This window comes from Agaricicola taiwanensis (assembly GCF_014635245.1).
GTDB classification, from domain to species: Bacteria; Pseudomonadota; Alphaproteobacteria; order Rhizobiales; family Methylopilaceae; genus Agaricicola; species Agaricicola taiwanensis.
This window is the reverse complement of the sequence record NZ_BMCP01000006.1, coordinates 78,985-104,860: the sequence shown is the minus strand read 5'-3', so window position 1 is coordinate 104,860 and position 25,876 is coordinate 78,985. Positions and strand designations below refer to the sequence as shown.

At 63.5% G+C, this 25,876-nt stretch carries 28 protein-coding genes; 17 read left to right on the top strand and 11 right to left on the bottom strand.

What is annotated here, in order from left to right; translation table 11 throughout:
* Positions 1–3 precede the first annotated feature (3 nt).
* The 6 genes from IEV58_RS16675 to IEV58_RS16650 all read left to right on the top strand — a co-directional run bounded on the left by IEV58_RS16675 (position 4) and on the right by IEV58_RS16650 (position 6,357).
* Positions 4–717 carry an amino acid ABC transporter permease gene (locus IEV58_RS16675; RefSeq protein WP_188410952.1) on the top strand — a complete coding sequence of 238 codons (714 nt, stop codon included), beginning with the start codon at positions 4–6 and terminating at the stop codon, positions 715–717.
* Between the two features lies 1 nt (position 718).
* Complete coding sequence (locus IEV58_RS16670) at positions 719–1,486, top strand: amino acid ABC transporter ATP-binding protein (RefSeq protein WP_188410951.1); 768 nt, start codon at positions 719–721, stop codon at positions 1,484–1,486.
* A gap of 11 nt (positions 1,487–1,497) precedes the next feature.
* A complete protein-coding gene (locus IEV58_RS16665) occupies positions 1,498–2,454 on the top strand; it encodes an arginase family protein (protein ID WP_229729549.1) in 957 nt (318 codons plus the stop codon).
* A 119-nt stretch (positions 2,455–2,573) separates the two neighbouring features.
* Positions 2,574–5,114, top strand: coding sequence for a glucose/quinate/shikimate family membrane-bound PQQ-dependent dehydrogenase (locus tag IEV58_RS16660; protein ID WP_188410950.1), 2,541 nt, complete (start codon positions 2,574–2,576; stop codon positions 5,112–5,114).
* 545 nt (positions 5,115–5,659) lie between these two features.
* Positions 5,660–5,863: a hypothetical protein gene (locus IEV58_RS16655; protein WP_188410949.1), complete on the top strand. Its 204-nt coding sequence runs from the start codon at positions 5,660–5,662 to the stop codon at positions 5,861–5,863.
* Positions 5,864–5,934: 71 nt separating this feature from the next.
* On the top strand, positions 5,935–6,357 hold the full coding sequence (locus IEV58_RS16650; RefSeq protein WP_188410948.1) for a DUF2267 domain-containing protein: 423 nt from the start codon (positions 5,935–5,937) through the stop codon (positions 6,355–6,357).
* Between the two features lie 19 nt (positions 6,358–6,376).
* Here IEV58_RS16650 and IEV58_RS16645 read toward each other — a convergent pair whose 3' ends face one another.
* Complete coding sequence (locus IEV58_RS16645; RefSeq protein ID WP_188410947.1) at positions 6,377–6,808, bottom strand: PACE efflux transporter; 432 nt, start codon at positions 6,806–6,808, stop codon at positions 6,377–6,379.
* 79 nt (positions 6,809–6,887) lie between these two features.
* On the opposite strand from IEV58_RS16645, the gene IEV58_RS16640 reads away from it, so the two are divergent.
* Positions 6,888–7,784 carry a LysR family transcriptional regulator gene (locus IEV58_RS16640; protein ID WP_188410946.1) on the top strand — a complete coding sequence of 299 codons (897 nt, stop codon included), beginning with the start codon at positions 6,888–6,890 and terminating at the stop codon, positions 7,782–7,784.
* A gap of 31 nt (positions 7,785–7,815) precedes the next feature.
* Here the strand turns inward: IEV58_RS16640 and IEV58_RS18480 are convergent, their stop codons facing one another.
* The 3 genes from IEV58_RS18480 to IEV58_RS16630 form a co-directional block, all read right to left on the bottom strand.
* Entirely contained in the window at positions 7,816–7,977 is a 162-nt protein-coding gene (locus IEV58_RS18480) for a glycine zipper domain-containing protein (protein ID WP_503826560.1), read from the bottom strand.
* Between the two features lie 97 nt (positions 7,978–8,074).
* Complete coding sequence (locus IEV58_RS16635) at positions 8,075–8,365, bottom strand: putative quinol monooxygenase (protein WP_188410945.1); 291 nt, start codon at positions 8,363–8,365, stop codon at positions 8,075–8,077.
* A gap of 66 nt (positions 8,366–8,431) precedes the next feature.
* Positions 8,432–9,097, bottom strand: a complete 666-nt coding sequence (locus tag IEV58_RS16630; protein WP_229729548.1) for a TerC family protein — start codon at positions 9,095–9,097, stop codon at positions 8,432–8,434.
* Positions 9,098–9,291: 194 nt separating this feature from the next.
* On the opposite strand from IEV58_RS16630, the gene IEV58_RS16625 reads away from it, so the two are divergent.
* The 3 genes from IEV58_RS16625 (at position 9,292) to modB (ending at position 11,976) form a co-directional block, all read left to right on the top strand.
* On the top strand, positions 9,292–10,089 hold the full coding sequence (locus IEV58_RS16625) for a tellurite resistance TerB family protein (protein WP_188410944.1): 798 nt from the start codon (positions 9,292–9,294) through the stop codon (positions 10,087–10,089).
* Between the two features lie 357 nt (positions 10,090–10,446).
* A complete protein-coding gene (gene modA / locus IEV58_RS16620) occupies positions 10,447–11,244 on the top strand; it encodes a molybdate ABC transporter substrate-binding protein (protein WP_188410943.1) in 798 nt (265 codons plus the stop codon).
* A gap of 6 nt (positions 11,245–11,250) precedes the next feature.
* Positions 11,251–11,976 (top strand): molybdate ABC transporter permease subunit, encoded by a 726-nt coding sequence (modB, locus tag IEV58_RS16615; RefSeq protein WP_188410942.1) that lies wholly within the window; start codon positions 11,251–11,253, stop codon positions 11,974–11,976.
* A 37-nt stretch (positions 11,977–12,013) separates the two neighbouring features.
* Here the strand turns inward: modB and IEV58_RS16610 are convergent, their stop codons facing one another.
* Genes IEV58_RS16610 through IEV58_RS16600 form a run of 3 tightly spaced genes read right to left on the bottom strand, consistent with a single transcriptional unit; the run spans position 12,014 to position 13,422 of the window.
* On the bottom strand, positions 12,014–12,340 hold the full coding sequence (locus IEV58_RS16610; protein WP_188410941.1) for a type II toxin-antitoxin system RelE/ParE family toxin: 327 nt from the start codon (positions 12,338–12,340) through the stop codon (positions 12,014–12,016).
* A gap of 5 nt (positions 12,341–12,345) precedes the next feature.
* Positions 12,346–12,567, bottom strand: coding sequence for a type II toxin-antitoxin system ParD family antitoxin (locus IEV58_RS16605; RefSeq protein WP_229729547.1), 222 nt, complete (start codon positions 12,565–12,567; stop codon positions 12,346–12,348).
* Positions 12,568–12,618: 51 nt separating this feature from the next.
* Positions 12,619–13,422 carry a creatininase family protein gene (locus tag IEV58_RS16600; protein ID WP_188410939.1) on the bottom strand — a complete coding sequence of 268 codons (804 nt, stop codon included), beginning with the start codon at positions 13,420–13,422 and terminating at the stop codon, positions 12,619–12,621.
* Between the two features lie 92 nt (positions 13,423–13,514).
* Between IEV58_RS16600 and IEV58_RS16595 the strand changes: the two genes are divergently transcribed.
* The 5 genes from IEV58_RS16595 (at position 13,515) to IEV58_RS16575 (ending at position 18,561) form a co-directional block, all read left to right on the top strand.
* Positions 13,515–14,018 (top strand): MarR family winged helix-turn-helix transcriptional regulator, encoded by a 504-nt coding sequence (locus IEV58_RS16595; protein WP_308791263.1) that lies wholly within the window; start codon positions 13,515–13,517, stop codon positions 14,016–14,018.
* A gap of 107 nt (positions 14,019–14,125) precedes the next feature.
* Entirely contained in the window at positions 14,126–15,067 is a 942-nt protein-coding gene (locus IEV58_RS16590; protein WP_188410937.1) for a DMT family transporter, read from the top strand.
* A gap of 11 nt (positions 15,068–15,078) precedes the next feature.
* Positions 15,079–16,029, top strand: coding sequence for a 2-hydroxyacid dehydrogenase (locus IEV58_RS16585; protein ID WP_188410936.1), 951 nt, complete (start codon positions 15,079–15,081; stop codon positions 16,027–16,029).
* A 104-nt stretch (positions 16,030–16,133) separates the two neighbouring features.
* The gene (locus tag IEV58_RS16580) at positions 16,134–17,951 is read left to right on the top strand and encodes a monovalent cation:proton antiporter-2 (CPA2) family protein (protein WP_188410935.1); all 1,818 of its coding nucleotides are present in this window, start codon (positions 16,134–16,136) and stop codon (positions 17,949–17,951) included.
* Positions 17,952–18,096: 145 nt separating this feature from the next.
* Entirely contained in the window at positions 18,097–18,561 is a 465-nt protein-coding gene (locus IEV58_RS16575) for a hypothetical protein (RefSeq protein ID WP_188410934.1), read from the top strand.
* A gap of 6 nt (positions 18,562–18,567) precedes the next feature.
* On the opposite strand, the gene IEV58_RS16570 is transcribed toward IEV58_RS16575, so the two are convergent.
* The 4 genes from IEV58_RS16570 to IEV58_RS16555 all read right to left on the bottom strand — a co-directional run bounded on the left by IEV58_RS16570 (position 18,568) and on the right by IEV58_RS16555 (position 23,488).
* The gene (locus tag IEV58_RS16570) at positions 18,568–19,794 is read right to left on the bottom strand and encodes a TadE/TadG family type IV pilus assembly protein (protein ID WP_188410933.1); all 1,227 of its coding nucleotides are present in this window, start codon (positions 19,792–19,794) and stop codon (positions 18,568–18,570) included.
* A 121-nt stretch (positions 19,795–19,915) separates the two neighbouring features.
* Positions 19,916–21,391: a RimK family ATP-grasp domain-containing protein gene (locus IEV58_RS16565; RefSeq protein WP_188410932.1), complete on the bottom strand. Its 1,476-nt coding sequence runs from the start codon at positions 21,389–21,391 to the stop codon at positions 19,916–19,918.
* Complete coding sequence (locus tag IEV58_RS16560; protein ID WP_188410931.1) at positions 21,388–22,503, bottom strand: GNAT family N-acetyltransferase/peptidase C39 family protein; 1,116 nt, start codon at positions 22,501–22,503, stop codon at positions 21,388–21,390. The genes IEV58_RS16565 and IEV58_RS16560 overlap by 4 nt, the downstream gene beginning before the upstream one ends.
* 88 nt (positions 22,504–22,591) lie before the next feature.
* Complete coding sequence (locus tag IEV58_RS16555; protein ID WP_188410930.1) at positions 22,592–23,488, bottom strand: LysR substrate-binding domain-containing protein; 897 nt, start codon at positions 23,486–23,488, stop codon at positions 22,592–22,594.
* Between the two features lie 112 nt (positions 23,489–23,600).
* Here IEV58_RS16555 and IEV58_RS16550 point away from each other — a divergent pair, with 112 nt between their 5' ends.
* Positions 23,601–24,809 (top strand): trans-sulfuration enzyme family protein, encoded by a 1,209-nt coding sequence (locus IEV58_RS16550; protein WP_188410929.1) that lies wholly within the window; start codon positions 23,601–23,603, stop codon positions 24,807–24,809.
* 17 nt (positions 24,810–24,826) lie between these two features.
* Positions 24,827–25,861 (top strand): amino acid ABC transporter substrate-binding protein, encoded by a 1,035-nt coding sequence (locus tag IEV58_RS16545; RefSeq protein WP_229729546.1) that lies wholly within the window; start codon positions 24,827–24,829, stop codon positions 25,859–25,861.
* The last annotated feature ends 15 nt before the right edge of the window (positions 25,862–25,876 follow it).

The window sequence follows — 25,876 nt, the reverse complement described above, 5'->3', positions numbered from 1 at the left end:
AGCATGATCGACCCGCAAGTCATCATCGATCATTGGCCTTATTTCGCGGCAGGCATCTGGATGACCATTCAGGTCTCTCTTGCCGCGATCGTGCTCGGCTTCATGATCGCCTTTGCCGTGGCGCTGCTTCGCACCTCGCGCTTCCGCCTCCTGCGCGGGGTGGCCTCCGCCTATGTGGAGATGCTGCGCAACGTGCCTTTCATCATCCTGCTCTTCATCTTCTTCTATGGGCTGCCGTTCTCCGGCATCCGCCTGCCGGAGCAGGTGGCGGGCACCATCGCGCTGTCGTTCTTCGCCTCGGCCTATTACGCGGAGATCATCCGCGGCGCCATGGCCTCGGTGCCGCGAGGCCAGGTGGAGGCGGCGCGGGCCATGGGCTTCACCTACGGCCAGATCCTGCGCGACATCATCGTTCCGCAGATGTGGAAGTTCGCGCTGCCGCCCATGGCCGGCATCACCACCATGACGGTGAAGGAAAGCTCGATCCTCTCGACCATCACGGTGGCCGAGCTGACCTACCAGGGCATCATCGTGCAGGGCATGACCTTCGCGCCCTTCGAGGTCTTCTTCGCCATCGCCGCGCTCTACTGGATCTTCACAGCGGTGCTGGTGCGGCTGTTCCGGATAGCGGAATGCCGGGTCGGCAGTGCCGAACTGGCGGCTGCCGCGCGCAGCCCGGTCGCGAGCAAATACCTCACCCTGGAAGCGAGGCCCTGACATGGCCACGCCCCTCCTTGCCATCGAAAACCTCTCCAAGAGCTACGGCGACGTCCAGGTGCTCAAAGGCGTCAGCCTCGACGTCCATGCCGGCGACGTCATCGGCATCATCGGCCGCAGCGGCTGCGGTAAAAGCTCGCTCCTGCGCTGCATCAATGGCCTCGAGACCATCGACGGCGGCACGGTGAACCTCCACGGCGAGTTCATCGGCCGTGTGCCTCATGGCAGCGGCTGGCGGCACCAGACCGAGCGGGAACTGATCGACCTGCGTGCCCGGATCGGCTTCGTGTTCCAGCAGTTCAACCTGTGGTCCAACAAGACCGCCCTGGACAATGTGGCCCTGCCGCTGGTGCGGGTGCGCAAGAAGAGCTGGGCCGAGGCGCGCGAGACCGCAGCCGAGATGCTGGTCAAGCTCGGGCTGGGCGACAAGACCGCGTCCCACCCCAGTGAACTCTCCGGGGGGCAGCAGCAGCGCGTCTCCATCGCGAGGGCGCTGGTGATGAAGCCGGAGCTGATGCTTCTTGACGAGCCGACCTCGGCGCTGGACCCGGAACTGGTGCTCGACGTGCTCAAGGTGCTGCAGGACCTCGTGGCCGAGGGCATGACCATGCTGTGCGTCACACATGAGATGGGCTTCATCCGCACCTTCGGCAGCCGCCTCGTCTTCATGGATGGCGGCGAGATCGTGGAGACAGGGGATCCAAGAGACGTGCTGAGCGCTCCGAAGACCGAGCGGTTGCGCAGCCTGCTCGGCACCATTCAGCATTGAGGGAGAGCGTCATGCGGATGATCGGCGACACGTCACGGCTCAACCGCGGCTACGTCGGGATACCCACGTTCCTGCGCAGCGATTACTGCGCCGATCTTGATATGCTCAAGGCCGATTTTGCCGTGTTCGGCGTTCCCTTCGACGAGGGCTCGCCCTTCCTGCCGGGCTCGCGGTTCGGACCACGCTCGATCCGCGAGCATTCCCTGCGCTTCAGCCCCAACGGGCTGTTCGATCCCTCGTCCGGACGGGTCTACCTCGCCGATGCCGTCCGCCGTGGTCTGATCGCCGATGTGGGCGATGTCGATGTGGTGCCCACCAGCCCCGGCCGGACGTTCGACAATCTCACGTGCATGGTGGCTGCGATCCGAGAGCATGGCGCGGTGCCCGTCATGCTCGGAGGCGACCACGCCGTCAGCTTCCCGGCGGTGCGCGGCTTTCAGGGCGAGGATATCCACGTCATCCAGTTCGACGCGCATATCGACTATGGCATCTATGATCCGGAGTTCCGCTACGGCAACGGTCAGGGTTTCCGGCAGATCAATGAACTCACGCATGTGGCGAGCCTCACCCAGGTCGGCATCCGCAGCTTCCGCACCAATCCCGACGACTTCTTCAAGGCCAAGGCTGACGGCAGCCGGATCGTCACCATGGACCAGTTCAAGGCCCAGCGGCTCGACGTGACCTTCGGCCATATACCGGAGGGTGCCTCGGTCTATGTCAGCATCGACATCGACGCCTATGATGCCCCGCTGGTGCCGGGATGCGTGTCCGCCGAACCGGAGGGATTTTCCTTCGCCGCCATGCGCGGCGCTCTGGGCCATATCGCGGCGCAATTCAAAGTGGCGGGCTTTGATCTTGTCGAGGTCAACCCGACGCTGGATGTGGGCACCGGCGTGACATCCTATCTGGGAGCGCTGACGGTCGCCATGTTCATGGGCGAGATCATGAACTGGCAAGCATCGGCTTGACGAACAGCCGGAAAGACCATCCACGCAAGGCCGGTGTCCGCTTCGAGGCTTTTTTCAGGCAACCATGGGGCGGTTCGTGCGTTTGAGAAGCTGCGGAAAGCTTTCTCAAAGGTGGAATCATGGATGGCATCAGGCGAAGCCCACTTCTCATCGTCGTGGGGGCGATCATCGCGCTCATGGGCCTTGCGCTCGTCATTGGTGGCATCTGGCTGATCGTTCTCGGCGGGTCGTGGTACTACCTCATCGCCGGTCTGGCATTCCTTCTCACCGCCTGGCTCCTCATCCAACGCAGTCCCTGGGCGCTCGGTGTCTATGCCGCCATCGTGCTTGGCACGCTCGCCTGGGCGGTGTGGGAGGCAGGGCTCGTCTGGTGGCCGCTGGCGGCCCGCGGCGACGTCATCTTCCTTCTCGGTCTCCTTCTCCTCATGCCTTTCATCACGAAAAGGCTCGGACGCCATTCGCGCTACGCCAGGGTGGGAGAGTCGCGGCCGGTTTCCGCCTTCAAGGGGCAGGGGCTCGCGCTCACGGCCTCGCTCCTTATCGCGCTGCTGGTCGGCGCCATTTCGCTTTTCAATGATCCCACCCGTATCGAGGGTGAATTGCCTGACGCGCGGGCGCAGCTCCCGGGCGATGCTTTAGGTGTTCCCGCCGGTGAGTGGCACGCCTATGGCCGCACCGCCTATGGCCAGCGCTACTCACCCCTCGAACAGATCACACCGGAAAACGTGTCGGATCTTGAAGTCGCCTGGACCTATCGCACCGGCGACATGCGCGGGCAGCCGGGTGATCCCGTTGAAACCACCTTCCAGGTGACACCGCTGAAGATCGGCGACCGGCTGTTTCTCTGCACGCCGCACCAGTTCGTCATCGCGCTGGAAGCGAGTACGGGCAAGGAGATCTGGCGTTATGATCCGAAGGTCGAGGGCGATCTCGCCCTGCAGCATCTGACCTGCCGGGGGCTTTCCTATCATGCCGGGTCCGACGCAACAGTGGCCGCACCGACGCCGCCAGCATCGACACCCGCACCGGCCGATCAACAGTCCGCGCAGGCGCCGGCTGAAGCCACGCCCACCCCGCCGGTCTCGCCAGACGCTCCGGCACTTCCCGTCGCGGCGCAGAATGCCGAGACCGTCGATGCCTGCCCCTCCAAGCTCTTCATGCCCACCGCGGATGGGCGCGTCATCGCGCTTGACCCGGGCACGGGCCATGTCTGCGCGAGTTTCGGCAACGGCACCGGCCAGATCAACCTGTGGCAGAACATGCCCAATGTGAAGCCGGGCGCTTATTACTCCACGTCGCCCGTCGTGGTGACGCAGAACCTCATCATCGTTGGCGGCACGGTGCTCGACAATGTCTCGGTCGATGAGCAATCGGGCGTGATCCGGGCCTATGACGTCAACACCGGACAGCTCGTCTGGAACTGGGACTCAGGCAATCCCGACCAGACCGCGCCCATTGCCGAAGGGCAGACCTATACGCCGAATTCGCCCAACAGCTGGTCGATCTCCAGCGTGGATGAAGAATTGGGCATGGTCTATGTGCCCATGGGCAACCAGCCGCCCGATCAGTGGGGCGGCAAGCGCAGCGAAGCGGTCGGCCGCTTTTCCTCCTCGGTGGTGGCGCTCGATCTTGCCACGGGCCGTGTGCGCTGGGTGTTCCAGACGGTTCACCACGACCTGTGGGACTACGACGTGCCGTCTCAACCCAGCCTGATCAATCTTACGGTTGACGGGCAAACCGTGCCGGCGCTGGTGCAGCCCACCAAGCAGGGCGAGCTCTATGTGCTCGACCGCCGTACGGGACAGCCGATCCTTCCGGTGACTGAGAAACCGGCGCCGCAAGGTGCGGCGGAAGGCGACCGGACAGCGCCCACCCAGCCGGTGTCCGAAATCTCCTACGATCCGCCGCCGCTGACGGGCGCGGACATGTGGGGGGCCACCATGTTCGATCAGATGGCCTGCCGCATCCAATTCGGCTCGCTGCGTTACGAGGGCCGCTACACGCCGCCGTCGGAGCAGGGATCGCTGGTCTATCCCGGCAATTTCGGCGTCTTCAACTGGGGCTCCGTCGCGGTTGATCCGGAACGGCAGATTGCCTTCACCACTCCGACCTATCTCGCCTTCGTGTCGCAGCTCGTGTGGCGCGAGGACGATACGACCCTTTATGTGCAGGGCGACCAGCGGCCGGAGGGCAGCCTGCCCGCGCTCAACGAGAACTTCGGCGCGCCGTTCGCCGCTAAGCTCTACGCCTTCACCTCGGTGCTGGGTCTGCCGTGCCAGGAGCCGCCATGGGGTTTCGTGGCCGGCGCCGACCTGACCACGGGCGAGATCCTGTGGAAGCACAAGAACGGAACGGTGCGGGATGCCTCACCGCTGCCGCTGCCCTTCGCCATGGGTGTCCCGAACCTCGGCGGCCCTATCGTCACCAAGGGCGGGGTCGCCTTCCTGTCCGGCACGATCGACTATTACGTGCGCGGCTATGATGTGACCACCGGCGAGGAGCTCTGGAAGGCGCGTCTTCCGGCGGGCGGCCAGGCGACACCCATGACCTATACCGGTTCCGACGGACGCCAGTACCTCCTTGTGGTGGCTGGCGGCCATGGTTCTCTGGGCACAAAGGCGGGCGACTATGTCATCGCCTATGCACTGCCGCGGCAGTGAGAGGTGACGCTTCGATCGCCGCTGGCCGGGAGACCGACCAGCGGCTTCCTTGCGCCTCCTTTTCCTTCAGGCTCCTGCTGATACGTGTTTGAAACAGACTCCGTCATGTGAGGAATTGTGCCGATTGTCGTCTGTTGAACGGATAGAGCGGCCAACGCCCTGACTCTGGAGAGAATTTTATGAGCGTTAGGGGCGGTTCGGTTGAACGCAAAAAAGATATGCAACCCATCTTTGTTTCATCTGTGTTTCAAGCTATAAGCCCCCGGCAGAGCAGATCCGCATAGGATTCGCGTCGGCTGTATCCGATCACGGTTGAGTTATGGTTCGGTGCGCCGGGCTCTGCATATAAGTGGCTCAAGCCACAGGGCGCAGCTTCAAGGAAGCCTGGGTTTAGAGGGGAAATGATGTGCAAAAAGACCGGAACGCAACTGTCTTACGGCTGTCGCATCGGTTCGGCATGGTCCGCGCCGAAACGAGACACCCCGTGGAACGGAAAGACCGGTCCCGCGTTTGCGGTCGGGGTCTGACATCAAGGGCTCGGGAAAATGACTGACGCACGCATCATCGAAATCAGCGGAACGGCCGTTGGCCTCGTTACCCGCGAAAAATCTCATTACCTGTTTCATGCGGCCGACCCACGTGTCCTGCCGCTTGAGGGCCGGGTTTTCAGCTCTCCGCAGGACGCAACCCGCAGCGCGCGGCAATTGGTTGATATGCTGAAGCGAGATGGCGCCCGGCGGGTGGCCTAGAAGATCCTCCGCGGACGCCTGTTGAACGCGAGCGGCACCATTTCAGCCCTGCTCTGTTGCCAAACGGCACTATGACTGTTCCGCAAGAATACGCCCACGCCTCGCAGGTGTTCGACCGCTTTCTCGATGATATGCGGGTGGCGCTGGGCCATGGAACATCACACCAGACCTACCAGACAGTGGAATCAGTGCTGCGCGTGTTCCGGCGGCGTCTGACTGTTGATGAAGCCCTGGTCTTCGCGGCGGCGCTTCCGGCGGTGCTGCGCGCCATCTTCGTCATGGATTGGGACATCCACGAACCGCGGCGAGAGTTTTTCAGCCGCGAGAGTTTGGGACGAGAAGTGCAGGACTTTCGCAAGAACCATGACTTTTCGCCTGATAACGCCATCGCCGTGATGGCGTCGGTTCTACGCCGTCACGTCGATCCGCTCGCCTTTGACCTCGCGCTCTCCAAACTGCCGCCGAAGGCACGGGAGTTCTGGGAGCCGGCATGAGGAGGCCGACCAGGATGCCTCAGCAGCCGGCTTCGGCCCGGGCCGAGGCGGGCAGGCCGAAGACACGATCGAAGGCCAGATTGAAGACAAAGGTATAGACCAGGAAGAAGACGATCAGTCCCGCGTCGAGCACCAGGGCCTCCAGCAGCGTCACACCGACGCTCCACGCGAGCAGGGGCACCAGGACGATCACAAGCCCCGCTTCAAAGCCGATGGCATGGGCCACCCGGCGGGCCAGGCTCCGGCCGCGCTTCACCTGCCGGGCCTCCCACCATTCGAAGGCGCTGGTGTAGGCGAGGTTCCAGGTGAGGGCGACAGCCGAGGCAAGGACGGCGAAGAGGCCGGCCTCGTGCGGGTCATGGCCAACCGCTGCCAAAGCTCCGGTGGTCATGAGAACGGCGATCAATTCGTAAAGCGTCACATAGACGAGGCGTCGTGTCATAGGCGACATGATTATCTCCTTGGCCGTGGAGCTAGCGCCTCCCGTGTGATAGGTAAAGTCAGCTTCTATCAGTTTTTCTGAAAGACAGATGGCCTTCACCAGCGACAGTGTTCATGTGTTTCTGGCCGTACTGGACCATGGCTCGTTCTCCGCCGCCGCACGCCATCTCGGCCGCGTGCCTTCAGCCGTCAGCATGGCCATCGCGGGGCTGGAGGCGGAACTGGATGTGGCGCTGTTCGATCGCCGGGGCCGCGAGCCGCGTCCCACGCCGGCGGCGCGGGCGCTGGAACCTCAGGCGCGGCTGGTGGCGGCGCAAGTTGCGAAACTCAGCGCGCAGGCGCTGTCCCTGAGCGAAGGCCTGGAGCGACGGTTGACGCTGGCGATCACGCCAGAGCTGTCCGCCGCGCGCTGGACCTCGGCGCTGGCCCTCCTGGGTGAGGAATTTCCGCTTCTGGAAGTGGAAGTGCGTTCCGCGCCCCAGGAGGATGCGCTGGCGCTGCTTTACGCGGGAGCGGCCGATCTTGCCATCGTGTTCGAGCGTCCGGCCATGAACGACCGCGAGGGGTTTCAGGAAATCGGGCGGGAGACCTTGGTCGCGGTGGCTTCATGCGACCATCCGCTGGCTTCCTCCCGTTCGCTGCGGGCGGAGGATCTCATCGATCAGCGGCAGGTGGCGGTGGCAGGTCGCGGGGGCGGGCACATCGACCCGCGTCTCGTGTTGTCGCGCCGGCTGTGGCGCACCGACAGCCATCTCGTCACGCTGGGCCTCGTGCAGGCAGGCCTCGGCTGGGCCTTCTTGCCGGAAGGGCTGGTGGATCCGCTGTTCCGCCAGAGCGCGCTGGTGAAGCTCAATCTCATTAATATGACCAATGAGGTAAGCCTCTGGGTCGATGTCGTCTGGCCCGTGGACCGCCCCCTCGGCCTCGGGGCGCGCCGCTATCTTGAGTTGATGGCGATGCGGGCCCCGGAAGGCAGGATGTCGTAAGCTCGCCCGCGCGCTGAAACGGCTTTCGCCGTCATTCTCTGGTTTCGTCCTCGGGGCGCGAGCGCCGTGAAGCTGCCGTCCCCACCGCTGCGCCAAGCGCAATTCCCAAGGCTATGCCAATGGCTGCGTTGTCAAAAACCGCAGCTCCCACGGCGGCGCCAAGGCCAACGCCGATTGCCATTCCTAGTGCCATGTCCTGTTCCTCAAATCCGCAAGGTGTGTGGAACAGGGGCGTTGCAGCACAGAGGCGGGCCTGCTGCAAGCCGGGCCAGAAGAGGGCCTGTTTCTGCCTAGAGGCCGGTGCCCCCGCGCGGCGTGGTGGTGGCGACGCTTTCAAAGCCGGCGATCAGCGGCATGGCTGAGCCGATGGCCTGTTTCACCTCTGGGAATTCAAGCGAGGCCTTGTGGCTTTCCGGGCTGTCCCAGACCTCGGTGACCCAGATGGTGTCGGGGTCCTTGGCATCGGCCGCGACGATGTAGGAGAGGCATCCCGGCATATCGCCGGAGCCCTGCAGCATGAGCTGGATCAGGCGATCACGACTGTCAGGCTTTGCCGTGATCTTGTTAATGAGGCCAAACATGCCGTCCTCCTGTGCGCATGATCCGAGACAAAGGCCCGCCGGATATATTCCGACGAGCCGTAAATGTCAGGCGCCCGTGCCGAGTTTAGTCCAGACGTCGAGGCCGCCTTCATAGATCATCTTGAGCGCCACATAGAGGATGATGAGGAGGCCCACCCAGGCGATCCAGCGATACTTGTTGAGAAGGCGGGCGATGAAGGATGCCGCGACGCCCATCAGCACCACGGAGAAGGCCAGACCGATGACGAGGATCTCCGGATGGTCGCGCGAGGCGCCCGCGACGGCGAGCACATTGTCGAGCGACATGGACACGTCGGCAACCACGATCTGGGTCGCGGCCTGCGCGAAGGTCTTCTTCACACGCCCGCTGGTCACGGAGCCATCAGCGTTGAGATCGGCATTCGCCAGGGCTTCTTCGGCGTCCTCGTGCTCACCATGGTTTTCGCGAAGCTCGCGATACATTTTCCAGCACACCCAGAGCAGCAGCACGCCACCGGCCAGCAGCAGCCCGATGATGGCGAGCAGATAGGTGACCGTGACGGCAAAGATGATGCGCAGAACGGTTGCGGCGGCGATGCCGACCAGGATGGCCTTGCCCCTCTGCTCCTTGGGGAGGCCAGCCGCGGCGAGACCGATGACGATGGCATTGTCGGCCGCCAGAACAAGGTCGATCATGATGACCTGACCGAGCGCCCAGAGGGCTTCGGCGGAAAGCCAGTACTGCATATCCATAGGGAAATATCCAGAAAGGTGAGTGTTTCAGGTGCACACTCACGCCATTCAGCGCGTGGGAGCAACCCCTTGCCCGAAGAAATTCACCGTTCCGTGATGAGCCGCCTGACGTGCCCGTGAACGAGCGGCGTCTTGGTTCCGCCGTCTTTGACCCCCATCTAGCTGGTGTGAGATTTTTGACACAGGGGACAGGCATGTTTGATGCGGCGAAACTTCTTGATCAGCTTCTGAGCGGCAAGCAGGGCATGGCCAACACGTCGCGCGGTCCGGCCAGCTCCGGCAGCCTCGATATTTCACGCCGCGTCCAGGACCTGGCGAAGGGGCAGTACGGCAAGAGCGGCGGTGGGCTCGGCAATCTCGCCAATATGGGCGGCATGGGCAGCGGTGCACTGGTCGGCGGTCTCGCGGCGGTTCTGCTGGGCTCCAAATCCGGCCGCAAGATCGGCACGACCGCGCTGAAGTACGGCGGCCTCGCCGTGCTCGGCGGACTGGCCTATAAGGCCTATTCCGATTGGCAGGCCAACCGGCCGGCGGCGCCTTCGAATGCCCCGGCGCCGCAGGATGTGCTGCCGCCACCATCAAGCACCACCTTCGGCGTGCTGGCCGATCCCTCTCATGCCCAGCGCACCAGTGAAATCCTCGTGCGGTCGATGATCGCGGCGGCGCGGTCGGATGGCCGCATCGACGCGCAGGAGACATCCCACATCCGCGAGGCTCTCTCGCGCAGCGGCATGTCCGACGACAATGACGCCTTCCTTTTCGAAATCCTCGGTCAGCCCGACGACCTCGATCGTCTCGTCGCCGAGGTCGACAGTCCGGAACTCGCCGCGGAAGCCTGGCTGGCCGCCCGTCTCACGGTGGATCTGGATACCGATATCGAGAAGGCCTACATGGAACGCCTCGGCCAGCGGTTCGGGCTGGCGCCGGAACTGGTGGCCCATCTGGAAGCAACGGCGGCCGGTGCCCTGGCAGAGCAGCGCGAGGCAAGCTGACCGGGGATCCGACAAGGTCATGATCTGATTCCGGATGCGAGGCTAAGGCCCTGATCCGGAATTTCTTTCGATCTCTCCTCATGTTCTGATTCAAGGGGTTCACCTCTTGAGTCAAATGCCTGAGGTTTTGATTCAGAAGCGAACAACCGGCGCTGTTTTCCGCCCGCGCCACCGGGCGCAGGCATTGCGTCGCCTCGGGCTTTGCTTCAAAATCCTCCGTACCGTCGATCGCTTCGGCGGTCCGCCGCTGAGGGCGGGTCTTTTCCGACGGTCGTGGCTTCGATGGATGCACGGCCGGTGGTTTTTCATCACCGGACCATCATCGCGCGGATTTTCCTTCCGCGCCGGAGCTTAGCCATGATCTCTCGTTTCTCACGTCTCGCGCTCGCTTTCGCAGTGCTGGCCGCTGCGCTTCTTCCATCCTCCGCCTTCTCCGAGGAAAAGCCCCTGGTGATCTTCGCTGCCGCGAGCCTGAAGAACGCGCTCGACCATGCGGCGACCGACTGGACCAAAGCGACCGGCCACCAGGTGTCGGTGAGCTATGCGGGATCTTCCGCTCTCGCCAAGCAGATCGATCAGGGCGCGCCGGCCGATATCTTCATCTCGGCGGATATTCCCTGGATGGATGATGTGGATGGCAAGGGGCTGGTCGCAAAGGGGACACGTCTCAACCTCCTCGGCAACCGGTTGGTCCTGGTGGCGGCCCCCGGCTATGATGGAAAGCCGGTGGACATTACGCAGGGCTTCCCGCTTGGGCGGATGCTAGGCGACGGCCGCCTCGCCATGGCCGATGTCGAGGCCGTGCCGGCAGGACGATACGGCAAGGCCGCCCTCACTTCCCTTGGTGTCTGGGCAGACGTGGAACCGAAACTCGCGCAGGCGGAGAACGTGCGAGCCGCGCTGGCTCTGGTCGCGCGGGGCGAGGCGCCCTTCGGCATCGTCTATGCCACCGACGCCCGGGCCGAACCGGAGGTGAAGGTCATCGGCGCCTTCCCGGCGGGAAGCCACCCCGCCATCATCTATCCGGCTGCGGTGCTATCGTCGTCCAGCCATGAGCAGGCGCGGGCCTTTCTGGACTATCTCGGCGGCGGTGAGGCACGGACGCGCTTTGAGGATGAAGGATTTACAGTGCTGGCGAAAGACGAGGCCAGCTGAGGCATCGTGTTTTCCTTCTCATCCGACGAAATCGACGCAATCCTCCTGAGCCTTCGGGTGGCGACGGTGGCGACGCTCTTCAGCCTCCCCGTCGCGCTGATCACGGCCCTCATCCTCGCGCGCGGGCGCTTTCCCGGGCGGATCCTCCTCGACGGCTTCGTGCATCTGCCGCTGGTGCTGCCACCGGTGGTGACGGGCTATCTCCTCCTGATCACTTTCGGACGCCGCGGACCGGCGGGCGCGTTTCTGGAGCAGACCTTCGGGCTCGTCTTCTCGTTCCGCTGGACCGGCGCTGCCCTGGCGGCCGCCGTCATGGGCTTTCCACTCATGGTGCGGGCCATGCGGCTTTCCATCGAAGCGGTGGACCCGCGGCTGGAGAAGGCCGCACGCACGCTGGGACGGGGGCCCATCGAGACCTTCTTGCGGGTGACGGTGCCGCTTTCCTTTCCCGGCATCCTCGCCGGCGCGGTCCTCGCCTTCGCCAAGGCGCTGGGTGAATTCGGCGCCACCATCACCTTCGTCTCGAACATTCCCGGCGAGACGCGCACGCTGCCGACCGCGATCTATAGTTTCACGCAGGTGCCAGGGGGCGATGCCAGCGCGGCGCGGCTGGTGGTGGTGGCGGTCGCCATTTCACTGACCGCGCTGATCCTTTCGGAAGTCCTGTCGCGCCGCATGACCCGGCGCATGCCGAGGCTCGGCAGTGACGTGGGACGGGCGCAGTTCCCCTGACGAGGGCATGGCTTTGCTTGTCTGCCAGCATTTCACGCTATGATGCTGGTGCACGCAGCCATTGGGGCAGGTCACGTTGAGCATGAAGAATCCGCCAGACATCCACGTGATCTTCGCGGTCCATATAGAAAATTAGATAAGGGTGTCGCTTGAGGGGCCAACCTCGCAACTCGTCGATGTCAAGTTCGAAGCCGTACCGGGGCGAGCCGCTGGCAGGGTTCTCGGCCAAGAACAAGAAAGCCTGTTCCAGATCTCTCACAAAACCCAGCGCGATTTCCGGTCCGACCTCGCGGGCGTAATAATCAACGGCTTGCTCTATGTCCTGTCGTGCAAGCTCGCGCGGAACAACATGCTTAACCGACATCGCCTTCAGCGGCTGCCGACACGGGCACGAAGCGACTGGAAGAAAGCATCATCAACTGGAGCCGTGGGCGGCGAAGAGGCGCCCTGCAACAAGAGGCTTCGCAGTTTTTGGCGATCCTGATCCCGCCGGATCAATTCGCGGACATACTCGCTGCTCGTGCCATAGCCTCGACCGGCAACCTGCTCGTCGACAAATGCCTTGAGGGCCTCCGGCAGAGAAATGTTCATGGTGCTCATATCGACAATGTAGCGACTTTGGCAAATTTTGCCAAGAAGCCGCTATCTCGAGTCCGACGGTCCCTCCTTCAGCCGCGACAGTGGGAACTTGCGTATTTCCTCGATGAGTTCGGTCAGGCCGCTCACAGCGTGAGCCATGAGTTGTTCGCCCATGCCGGCCGTCGCCCGCGCTGCGTCGCCAACGGCGCCGGCGGCGTTCAGATCCTGCACCATCCAGCCGAAGCCGGCGGGGCGGTCGGTCGAAAACCAGCGCGCCTCGGCCGCCATGTCGCTGCCGAGAGAGCGGAACAGCGCCACCTCGCCAGCCTTCACGGTGTCCGGTCGGTTCTGGAGCATCAAGGCTGTCTCGGCGGTGCCCGCATGGATACCGAAGCGCTGCTCCTCGGCATCCAACAGCTCTTCCGGATAGCCGAAGCGCGCCCAGTGAACGGTGACCGCCAGCATGCCGTGATGCGCGCGCAGTTCGCGCGCGACGAGATCGATGACGGCGGAATTGCCGCCGTGCGCATTGAAAAGCACGAGCTTGCGGATGCCGGCACGCGCCACCGAGGCGCCGATTTCGGTCCAGGCGCTGATGGCGACCTGCGGCGAAAGCGTCAGCGTTCCAGGAAAGGCGAGGTGCTCGGTGGAAACGCCGACGGCCTGCGTCGGCAGCCGGTAAAGCCCGTTGTCGTCGGGCAGGGCACGGGCGAGGGCGGCAAGAAGATCATCGGCAATATGGGTGTCGGTGCCGACTGGAAGATGCGGGCCATGCTGCTCGATGGCCGCCAGCGGCAGGATCGCGATGGCATGTTCCGGATCAAGGCCGGAAAACTCCCCGCTCGTGCAATCGGCCCAGTTCTTCATGCGGCTTCCTTCATTACGATTTTATCAAGCTCGACAGGTGGATGGCTCTTCGCCACTATGCAGCAGTTCGGCTCAATCATTCGCGACAACACATGGCTGAAAAGACGCCCTATTCCAAGACGGTCGGCTATGCCTTGCTGCATGCGGCCCGGCTGCACCGTGTCCGCATGGCGCAGCTCCTTGCCGAACTCGGCCTTTTTCCGGGGCAGGAGCAGGTGTTGACCGCGCTCGCGGCGGACGACGGCCGCACCATCGGCGACCTCGCGGCGAGCTTGCGGGTGCGCCCTCCAACGGCGTCCAAAGCCATCGGAAGGCTGGCGGCGCAGGGGCTGGTCGAGCGGCGTTCGGCTCCGGGGGACGCGCGCATCGTGCGCGTTCATCTGACGGATGAGGGCAAGCTGCGCGCCATGGCGGTGAAGGCGGTATGGCGCGTGCTGGAGGACGAGGCCGTCGAGATGCTCGACCGCAAGGACAAGAAGCGCCTGCGCCGTGGCCTTGGCCGGATTGCGAAAAGCCTCAATGCGGCAGCCGGCAATGTGGCTGATGCAACCGTCGAGGAGATGGCCGCCGAAGGCGAAGCTGGCGCCGACGACTGATCCAGGCGACCGCAGTTCTCCCTTGCCGCGACCGGCTTTTTGGCGTTATCGCTCCGGTTCACCACGCCTCCCCCCGCGTGACACGCGATCCCGTGATTGGAACCATCATGAGCGCCGTTGATCCGGCTGGCTTTCCGTCGGAGCCATCACAGCCTGTCGTCGCGCCGGACGATGCGCGCCGTACCCGACGGCTCGCGATCGCCCTCATGTGCGGCGGCCTCCTGATGTTCGCGCTTCTGGACGCGGTGGCCAAATACCTCGGCCAGGTTCACGATCCGGTGCAGATCGCCTGGGTGCGCTATGCCTCGCACCTCCTGATCGCGGTCGTGATCGTCAATCCCCTCACCATGCCGGGGTCCTGGCGCTCCGGGCGCCCGATGCTGCAGTTCCTGCGCTCGGTGCTGCTTGCCGGCACCACCACGCTCAATTTCATGGCGCTGCAGGAGCTGAGGATGGACGAGACCATGTCCATCGTCTTTGCGACCCCGCTGCTTGTCGCGATCTTCGCGGGCCCGCTCCTGGGCGAATGGGTGGGACCGCGCCGGCTGGCGGCCATCATGGTGGGCTTCATCGGCGTGCTTCTGGTCACGCGACCGGGCGTCGGTGAGTGGAAGATCGCCTATCTCTACGCCTTCGCCAACGCCGTCTGCTACGCCTTCTACAACATCCTGACGCGCATGGTGGGCGCCAGGGACAGCGTCTGGACCAGCTTCTTCTACATGCCGATGTTCGGCATGGCCCTGCTTGCGCCGGCGCTGCCTTCGGTCTGGGTCTGGCCCGGGAGCACTTTCGACTGGGGGCTGCTTCTGTTTACCGGAGTGCTCGGCGGGTCCGGCCACCTCATGCTGATCATCGCTCACAAGCGCGCCCCGGCCGGCGTGCTCGCGCCTTACATATTCAGCCAGATCATCTGGATGATCGCGCTCGGCTGGACGATCTTCGGCGATACGCCCGATTTGTGGACCCTCTCCGGCACCGCCGTGGTCATCTCAAGCGGTCTTTATCTTTTCGCCCGCGAACGTACCGTGAAATCCGCCACCGATATGTGAAAGGCATCTCCATGCTCCAGCCGCATCTTCTGCTGTTCAGCACCATACCCCAGGCATCGATCGAGGCCTTGAGGCGGAACTTCACGGTGCATGAGGTCTATAAGGCCGAAGATCGCGAGGCGCTAATCCGTGAGACGGCGCCAGAGGTGGAGGCCGTGATCGGCTATGGCGCCGGTGTTCGCGTCGATGCCGATCTGATCGACCGCCTGCCGAAACTCAAGATCATCTCCACCGTCTCGGTGGGCTATGACGCCATCGACGTGGTGCATGCCGCGCAGAAGGGCATTGCGGTGACCAACACGCCTGACGTGCTGACCGAGGAGGTGGCCGACCTGACGGTGGCCTTGCTTCTCGCAACGGTGCGGGAGCTGCCTGCGGCCGATCGTTATCTGCGCGAGGGAAAATGGCTCAAGGGGCCGTATCCCTTCTCCCGCGCCACCATGAAGGGGCGCAAGGTCGGCATCCTCGGGCTCGGGCGCATCGGCAAGGCGGTGGCCGCGCGGCTTCAGCCCTTCGGGGTCTCCATCGCCTATCACGGCCGGCGCCAGCAGAGCGATGTTCCCTATCGTTACTATGGAGATCTCGTAGAGATGGCGCGGGAGGTCGATACACTCGTTTCCCTCGCGCCGGGCGGCGCGGAAACCAAGGCCATCTGCAACCGCGCGGTCTTCGAGGCGCTGGGCGCGGACGGCATCTTCGTCAATGTCGGCCGGGGGTCCACGGTGGATGAACCGGCCTTGATCGAGGCGCTGCGTGATGGCGTGATCCTGAGCGCGGGACTTGACGTCTTCGCCGATGAGCCACGCGTGCCGCAGGCGTTGATCGACCTGCCCAACACGGTGCTGTTGCCGCATGTGGGGTCGGCCTCCGTCGCGACGCGTGCGGCCATGGCCGAGCTTGCCGTCGCCAATCTGATCGCTTGGCGTGAAGGCCGGCCGCTGCTGACGCCCGTGGTGCTCTGAGCGGCAGCGAGAACAATCAGCGCTGGAATTGAAGGCTGCCGCATTGCCACGGCCTCTGCGATCAGCTTTACCTCGAGGCAGGCAAGGTTCAGGAGGAGGTCGGAATGGCTGTCGAGGGTCAGGGGTTCGATCTCGTCCAGGTGGTGGCGCTGCTGGGGGCGGGCGTTGTCGCGGTGCCGCTCTTCCGCAAACTGGGGCTCGGCACGGTGCTCGGCTATTTCAGCGCCGGCATCGTCATCGGTCCCTTCGGCCTCGGGCTTTTCTCCGATCCTGAGACCATCCTGCATACCGCCGAGCTTGGCGTGATCATGCTGCTCTTCATCATCGGGCTGGAGATGCAGCCCGTGAAGCTGTGGCATCTGAGGCGTGAAATCTTCGGGCTTGGCGCGGCGCAGGTGGTGTTCTGTGGCGCCCTCCTGACGCTGGCGGGGGTGGCGGCGGGGCTTTCGACGCCGGTCGCTTTGGTCGCGGGCATGGGTTTTGTCCTCTCATCAACCGCCGTCGTCATGCAGATGCTGGACGAATGGGGGGAGACCTCGACGCCATTGGGCCAGCGGGCGGTTTCGATCCTTCTCCTGGAAGACCTCAGCATCGTTCCGCTGCTCGCGCTCGTCACCTTCATCGCGCCCATGGCGGGCGACGGCGGCGGTTCGCGCTGGCAGGCCGTGGCCATAGGCCTGGGGGCCGTCGTCGGCCTCATCGTCATCGGTCGCTGGCTGCTGAACCCCATGTTCAGCGTGCTCGCCGCCGCCCGCGCGCGGGAAGTGATGACAGCGGCCGCGCTGCTGGTCGTGCTCGGTTCTGCGCTTCTCATGCAGGTGGGCGGCCTTTCCATGGCCATGGGCGCCTTTCTTGCCGGCGTGCTCCTGTCGGAATCCTCCTTCCGCCATGAGCTGGAGGCCGACATCGAGCCATTCCGCGGCATTCTTCTCGGCATTTTCTTCATCGCGGTCGGCATGTCTCTCAACCTTGCCGCCGTTGCCGCCGACTGGATGCTGGTGGCGGCCGCCGTGGTCGCCTTCACACTGATCAAGTCGTTCGGCATCTATGTGGTCGCGCGGCTGTTCGGCGCCGGCAATCGCGAGGCTGTCGACCGGGTGACGCTTTTCGCGCAAGGGGGCGAATTTGCCTTCGTGCTCTATTCGGCGGCGCTGGCGGGGGGCATTTTCGACGGTCGGCAGAACGCCATCTTCACGGCCACCGTCATCATCTCCATGGCGCTGACGCCAGTGATCGCCAGTGTTGTGCACCGCCTGCGGCCGGCGGAACGGCAGACCTTCGATGGCATCGACAAGGCCCAGGGCCTCGCGAGCGAGATCCTGATGATCGGCTTCGGCCGCTTCGGGCAGATCGTCAGCCAATCCCTGCTGGCGCGCGGCTACAGCGTCAACATGATCGAGAACGACGTAGAGATGATCCGCGCCGCCTCGACCTTCGGCTTCAAGATCTATTATGGCGATGGCACGCGCATCGACATCCTGCGGGCCTCGGGTGCCGCCGATGCGGCGGCGATCCTGGTGTGCATCGACGACAAGGCCGCGGCGACGCGCATCGCCCAGATGATCCGTCGCGAATTCCCGCTGACGCCGCTTTTCGTCAATGCCTATGATCGTGGGCATGCGCTGGAGCTGATCGAGGCGGGCGTCGATTACCAGATACGAGAGACGTTCGAATCCGCCATGACCTTCGGTGCGGAGGTGCTGCGCCGGCTTGGCGTGCCCGATGAGGAGGTAGACGACATCCAGCGTGACGTGCGCCGCCGCGATGAGGAGCGGCTCGCCCTGCAGGTCTCCGGCGGCATCAATGCCGGCAGCGATCTCATCCGCAGCAATGGTCCGGTGCCGGCTCCGCTGACGGTGCCTAAGCGTCCGGGACAGGTGATCGGCGACGTTCCGAAGAGCATCGCGGAAGAGGGCGGGTAGAAGCGCTTTCCGTCCCCGCTGGAATGCCTGTTAGCCACGAAAATACTTCGGCGGTTGCTCTGCGAGGCCTGTTTTACTATCGTTGTGTGAACTGGTTAACCGTCCGTATCCTGCCTCGACGCGGAGATGGAGAGGAAGCGCTGATATGCGGATCACTACCAATGGACCTTCGGTGGAGATGCCCGATAGGGATGAACTTGAATTCATCGATAGGACTCAACAGAAAGCATCGGTTTTCACGTACGATCCGGATCTGTTTGAGGAGAATATTCCGGGCTGGGGTCTAGAGGATCCCTACAGGAAGAAACCTTCTGGCGACGAGCCTGGAACCGAAGGCGAGCCGGATCCGACTATTCAGAGTCGCAGAACGTCGGAGACTGAGGGCGAAGGACCGCCCGACCTTACCGGAACTGAGGGAGTCGACGGTGATTCCGAGGGAGTAGGTGATGGGCCTGGCGAAACCGACAGCGATGCACAAGCGCGTGTCGATGCCGCTGCGGCGCGCATGGAGCAGTTGATGGCCTGGGCCATGGAAGTGAACGTCCAGTTCGCCGAGGCTCAGGTGCCCTACAAGACCGGCAGCACCATCGCCCAAAGCACGCGCGCCTGATCTCGGTCACTTTGACAGGTAAAGCGCGCGGTTCACCAAGTGGAACATGTCTTCGAACACGCTCGTCAGATCGCCGGAATTGCTCCCGATCAGCAGAAGGCCGGTTGACGCGCAAGCTCGCAGGTTCGGTTCGATCTGATCTCGGAAAAACCTGACACGATGCTCGTAGACGTGGTCTCCGGGAATGGGCAGATATTCAGTATAGATGATCGCAAGTTTGCGGCCATTACGCTTCAGCATCTCGCAGTAGGCAAGGTCGAGCGGCTTCACCAGGTTTTCGTCGGTGGTGCGGTTTTCGGACTGGACGCCGTCCGTCACGAGGACAACGACATCGCGCCCGGCCTCGGAAGGGTGAAGATCAAGCCAGGCGGCGGTTTGGGGCAGCGATATGTTGAACCAGGAATTGGCGTCGGTGTTGCCCATGCCAAAACCCACATCAATGTCCGCGAGAGACGAAAGAACCTGCCTGGCATCGGCTGTGGTCTCGATCACATTGACCGAGTGGTTGGAGATGGCCGTAACGGAGTAGGTGTAATTCCGATCGGCATAGTCCGTCGTCGCAATGCCGATCATGCGTTCGATACCCGCGCGCGCGACATCGATGCGCAGGGGAACATCAATGTCGCGGGCGATGGTGAAGTTGACGGCGGTGTGGCAGGCAAATTCGCAACTTCCCAAAGGGACATTGATCGTGGCGTTGCGGAGGGCAACGCGGGCTTCTTCGGTCGCGGCCAATCCCATGGAGTCTGATACGTCGAGGATGAAATGAAATCCGAGACCGCTGGGCGGTCCCATGGTAGCCGTCGCATTGCCGCCCAGGATCAAATCGCCGTAGCCAAAGGCTTCGAAGAACGAGCCGGTGAGATTGGCACGGAATTCGATGACGAGATTAAGCAGCCGGTCCCGCACCTCGGTTCGGCTTGAAAAATCAAGCACCGCCTTGCGGTCGTCCTCCTCGAGCTGCGCATAGAAGAAATCTTCCGCGGCCTTTGCGAAATCCTTATCTGCGCTGTCCATGTGAAGTGCGTTCAGCACGGCCGCGTCTGCCGCCGCCTGCAATCTCGCCTCGAGCGCGATGGCGCGCGTATAATCGAGCGTGAGAACCGACAGCGTCGTCACGGCGACGCCCGCCAGCGCCAGGATCACGGCAACGGCGCCTCCTTCGCTTTTGCGCAAGGCGCGTAGAGGCTTTCCCAGCGAAGAGTAAGGGCGTGACAGGCGGGTGAACGGCATGAAGGAGAACCTGAGGTTTGGTTCCCTTCATGGGTAAAGCTGACTTGCCGATTTTTAGTTACATCTATCTCAAAAAAGGTATTTAAATTTTGAATTAATACTTTAGCTCGGTAGAAGAACACTATCCCTGCCGTTTCTCCATGCGGTCGATGAACCACCGGGTGATGCGGTTCCAGAGTTCGTCCTTCAGCACGGCGTCTTCCACGCCATGCTCCAGATTGGGGTTGTCGTTGACCTCCATGACGTAGAGGCCCTCGTCGGTTTCCTTGATGTCGACGCCGTAGAGGCCCTGGCCGATGGGCCGGGCGGCGCGCATGCCCAGCGTCACCACTTCCGGCGGCGCCTTGTCGAGGTCGAAGGTCTTGAAGCCGCCTTCGAGCGCACTGCCGTTGCTGTCGTGCTTGATGATCTGCCAATGGTTCTTGGCCATCATGTACTGGCACGCGAACAGAGGTTCGCCGCCCAGCACGCCGACGCGCCAGTCATAGGCCGTGGGCATGAATTTCTGGGCGAGCAGGAGGTCGGTGTCCTCGAACATGTCGGCGCAGAGCTTCTTCAGTTCCGCTTCCGTCTTCACCTTATGGATGCCGCGCGAGAAGGAACCGTCCGGGATTTTCACCACCAGCGGCAGGCCCAAGAGGTCGATGGCCTTTGTCACATCGTCGCCCTCCGACAGGATCAGCGTGGGCGGCATATGGACGCCCGCCGCGCCGAGCAATTCCATGAGGTAGACCTTGTTGGTGCAGCGGATCATGGAGACGGGATCGTCGATGACAGGCATGCCCTCATGCACCGCGCGCCGGGCGAAACGATAGGTGTGGTTGTCGATGGAGGTGGTCTCACGAATGAAGAGACCGTCGTATTCGGCGAGGTTGTGAAGGTTCTTCTTGGTGATGGGGTTCACTTCGACCGACTGCTTTTCCGCCAGACGAGCGAAGTGCTTGAGCGTCGCGAGGTTGGAGGGCGGCATCGCTTCCTTGGGATCGTGCAGCACGGCCAGACTGTATTTGGCCACCACGCGCTGCTTCGGCCCGCGCCACTCGCGGCGCGTGCTCTTCTCCAGCGCCTCATGCAGGAAAGCGGTGTCGGTCTCATCAAGCTTGGTGAGGGCGCGGGGGCGGATCTTGTCGATGGCAAGCCACGGCCCCGGTTCGACGCTGACCTCCAGCACCGGACAGCGGAACCAGTCGAACAGCACACGGGCAAAGCCCTCGTAATGCGGATCCTGCGCACGGCCGAAGCAGACGAGCAGGCTGAAGGGCGCCTCAGGCTGCTTGTCGAGCTTTTTGGCGCAGCGGTTCAGCGCATCCTCGATCTCGGGGATCGCGGGCTCGTAGAGCGTGCGGGTCCTGAGCTCCAGCATGGTTTCCACGGTTGGAATGATGCGGTGGCCACGTGCCTCCGCCAGAAGCGAGGCGTAATAGCCGCGGCTCTGGTAGGCATAGGAGCGGGACAGGTTGATGAGCTTTGGCCTCCCCGCAGCGGCGTCGAACAGCCTCGGCCGCGCCAGATATTCCCGCGTGGTGATGACCTTGTGCGGCGTATCGGCGTTCGGAAAGTCTTTGGCATTGTCGACAAGGATCACCCAGCCGGTCATGCGTCGGCGCCTTTTCTAATGATGACGGCGGCGCGCAGTCCGTCTTTGCCATAGCGCGCCATCCGGTCGAATTCGGAAATGGGAATGGGGAGATTTGCCGCCGAAGAACGTGTCTCAAGATCGTCGGTCTCGATCCAGGGATCGTGAACGAAGACATGACGGTCGTCATGGCCGTGGGCCAGAACCCAATGCGGCACCTTCTGCGCAAACATGCGAAAGCCGGAGACGAGAACGATGGCGATCGCGCCTTCATCCAGGGCAGCAATGAGACCGGCGGCGCCGACGGGCTCGAGACGGATGGGAATATCCAGCGCCTGGGCCTCGTCGCGAAAGTCTTCCTGGGCGAGGCGCATAACGGTGCGCTTCTCGTCGGAACGGACACTGTCGAGAAAGAACGGGCCTTCAGAGGACAGGCGCAGTTCCGGTTTGAGACCGCGCCGGGCCAGCGTCACGGCCAGCCCATAGGGCTCACAGCCACCGAGCCCCGAGGTCATGTAGATCGTCGTCGCCTCCCGCCAGAGCCTGAGCTCCAGAATGCGCGCCGGCCTGATCGCCGGATCGGCCCAGGCCAGCGCCATCATGATGCAGGCCGGGCCACAGGTGAAATCGAGAGTTTGCTCGAAATAGGGCGGTGTGTTTTTTGAATCCGGCACATGCGGGATCAGGCGCTTTTCAAAGCGCAGCGCGTCCATATGGTCCTGATAATAATCGAGATAGGTGCCGAACTGCTTGTAGCCTCGCCGCTTGTAAAGTTCGATGGCCGCCTGGTTGTCGGCGCGTACCTCGAGGCGCAGCAGGATACAGTCACGCGCTTCGGCTTCGTCCTCGGCGGCCTTGATGAGCCTGCTGCCGATGCCGCTCTTCAGACGGTCCGGCTGCACGGCGATGGAATAGAGTCGGGCGAGGGCGGTGCCTGACCGGAACAGGACAAGCGCATACCCGAGGAGGTTGTTGTCTTCGTCCACCGCCACGAGGAGCGCATCGCGCGCCTTGGTGATGTAGTGGCGGAAGCTGCGGCGCGACAAGCGGTCCGTGTCGAAGACACGCTCCTCGATGGCGCAGAGCGCGTCGAGATCCTCAAGTTCGGCGGGACGGATCAGGAAGCCGGACATGCCGGAGCGAAAACCTCATGGCGTGCACCCGCCCGTGTCGCGGGACGCAGAAGGAAGATAGCGCGAGCGGAAAAGGTTGCAACGGCCCTTAGACGAGAGGAGGGCGCGTGTTGCGGGCTTTGAGGAGGGCGGCGATGAAGGCCCGCAGAATCCGCGCCTTCTGGGTGTCGGGGCGAAAGAGAAGGTGGCTCTTGAATTCCACATCGGGCTTGAAGGGGCGGAACACCAGCCCCCGCGCCGCGAAGCCATCCGTCGAGAGGGGGTTCACGATGCCGACACCCACGCCTTCGAGCGCCAGGGCACAGACAGTGGCGGAGTTGGGGGTTTCGGTCACGAGCCGGGGGCGCACGCCGGCTTCCTCGCAGATCTTGGCAAGGCGGAGCCGTGCACGGTCCTCCGGCGACAGCGCGATATAGTCGACGCCATCGAGGTCGCGCGGACCGATCACGCTCCGCTCGGCCAGGGCATGGCCGCGGGGGATGGCGCAGACCGCGGCAAAGCCGCCGAAGACCTGATGATCGACGCCGGTGAGGTCCACCTCGTCGGCGGCAAGGCCGATGTCGAACTCGCCATCGGCGACATGATTGCGCACCGCTGAGGAGGACATGACGTTGAGCGTCACGACGCTTGTCGGAAACTTGTCACGGAACAGACGTATGGCGCGTGGCACCAGCGTCGACCCGAGGGCGGCGAGGCTCGCCACGCGGATGTTGCCGGAGCCGAAATCGCGGATCCGCGCCGCCGAGGCACGAAGGCGGTCGAGGCCGACAAAGCTTGCATCCACATCACGGAAGAAGGCCTGCGCTTCCGGTGTCGGGATCAGCCGACCCTTGACCCGGTCGAACAGGGCAAAGCCGACGCGGGCTTCAAGTTCAGTGATGCTGCGGCTGACGGCGGGCTGGGTGACGCCCATGAGCTCCGCGGCGCGGGACACGGTGCCGCTGATAATGACCGACCGGAAGGCTTCGATCTGCCTGAAGTTCATGAAACCTGCCGCGTAAACCTATAAGGTTTATGCATAGACCTAGGCGAGCTTGTCAATTGTTCTGCTAGGTCCGCCCTTCGATACTGAAGCTCCTGACAGTTGAGGAAGTTCAATGCACGACAAGACGCTTTGCGTGATGCGCCCCGAGGTTTCCCATGAGGGCTTCGCCAGTCTCGCGGTCCCGACCTACCGGGCATCAACCATCGTCTTCAAGGACGCGAAGTCCTACGCCGATCGCAAATACCGGGGCCCCGACGGCTATTCCTATGGGCTGCACGGCACGCCGACGAGCCGGACCTTGGAAGCGGCGCTGACGGAGCTGGAACGGGGCGTGCGCACCGTGCTGGTGCCCTCCGGTCAGGCTGCCATCGCGCTTGTCATGACCACGGTGCTGATGCCCGGCGCCAGCGTGCTGATCGCCGACACGGCCTATCCGCCGGCCACGGGCTTTTGCGAAAATTTCCTGAAGCCGCGGGGCATCTCCTACAAGGTCTATGATCCCATGATCGGCGGCGGCATCGCCGAGCTGATGGACCCGACCGTCAAGCTGGTCTGGACCGAGTCTCCCGGTTCCACCACCATGGAGGTGCAGGACATTCCGGCCATCGTCGCAGCGGCTCATGCCGGCGGCGCGCTTGTTGCCTGCGACAACACCTGGGCGACCCCGCTCAACTTCAAGCCGCTGGACCATGGCGTCGACTTCTCGGTGGAGGCGCTGACCAAATATGTCGGCGGCCACTCCGATCTTCTCATGGGATCGGTCAGTGTCCGCGAACTGCCGCAGCAGCGGCGGCTGAAGGACACCATGCGCATGATGGGCATCGGCGTCTCGCCGGATGACTGCGCGCTGGTCCTGCGGGGCCTGGAGACCATGGGTGTGCGGCTGGCACATTGCGCGGCCGTCGCCATTGATTTTGCTCAGCGTCTCGCTGAGTTGGTGCCCGCCCATCTCGTCCTGCACCCGGCGCTCGAACACAATCCCGGCCACGAATTCTGGAAACGCGACTTCAGCGGCGCGAGCGGGGTCTTCAGCCTCATCGTACCGCCGGCGGCGGAAGAGGCGCTTCCCGACCTCCTGACGGCGGCGAAGGTCTTTTCCATCGGTGCCTCCTGGGGCGGCACGCACAGCCTGCTCGCGCCCATGAACGTCACCGGTGACCGCTCGGTCACGGCTTCGGTGCACCCGGGCACCATTCTTCGCATCAGCATTGGCCTGGAGGACCCGCGGGACCTGTGGACCGACCTCCTGCCCATCGCACGCGCCATCGCGGACAGCCTTCACAACGAGACCCTGCACCAAGCAGAGGCCCCATCACCATAACCAGAGGGATTAGAACCATGAGAATGCGTCAGGGAAAGTCGATACTGCTCGCGGGCCTCGCGCTCGCGCTCCCGATCCTCGGATCTTCCGCCGCCACGGCGCAGTCGACGCTGGAGGCGGTGAAGCAGCGCGGCCACATCATCTGCGGTGCGAGCCAGGGCACGGTGGGCTTCGGCGCGCCTGATGGCCAGGGCTACTGGCGCGGGCTCGATGTGGAGACCTGTCGCGCGGTCGCCGTCGCGGTCTTCAACGACAAGGACAAGGTGGAATTCGTGCCGCTCAGCGGGCAGCAGCGCATCCCGGCGCTGCAGACCGGCGAGATCGACATGCTGCCGCGCACCCTCACCTGGACGCTGCGGCGCGATGCCAACGGCATCAACTTCGCCGCCGTCAATTATTACGAGTTCACCGGCTTCATGGTGCCGAAATCGATCGGTGTAACCAAGGTCGAGGACATGGCCGGCGCCTCGGTCTGCGTGCAGACGGGCTCCACGACCGAAGTGGTGGTCAATGATGTCTCCACCAAGCACAACCTCAACCTGAAGACCGTGATCTTCGACAATGTCGCCGCGACACGGCAGGCCTTCTTCTCCGGGCGTTGCGACGCGCTGATCACCGATGCAGCAGCGCTCGCCTCCGTGCGCGCAACCCAGGCGAAGAACCCTGATGACTACGTCATCTTCCCCGCGACCCCTTACATGGACGCGCTCTCCGTCGCGGTGCGCCACGGCGACGACCGCTGGTACGACATCGTCAAATGGTCGGTGCAGGCCATGCTGGCGGCCGAGATGTTCGGCATCACCCAGGCTAACGTCGAGGAGATGCAGGAGTCGAAAGACCCACGCATCATGCGCTTCCTCGGGACGGAACCCGGCAATGGCGCCGCGCTCGGGCTCGACGAGAAGTTCGCCTACAACATCATCAAGCAGCTCGGCAATTACGGCGAAGTGTTCGACCGCAATCTGGGTGCCGGCAGCCCGCTGAAGATCGAGCGCGGACCCAACCGCCTGTTCACCGACGGCGGCCTGATGTTTCCGCTCGCGTTCCAGTGAGAGGACCGGGACGCT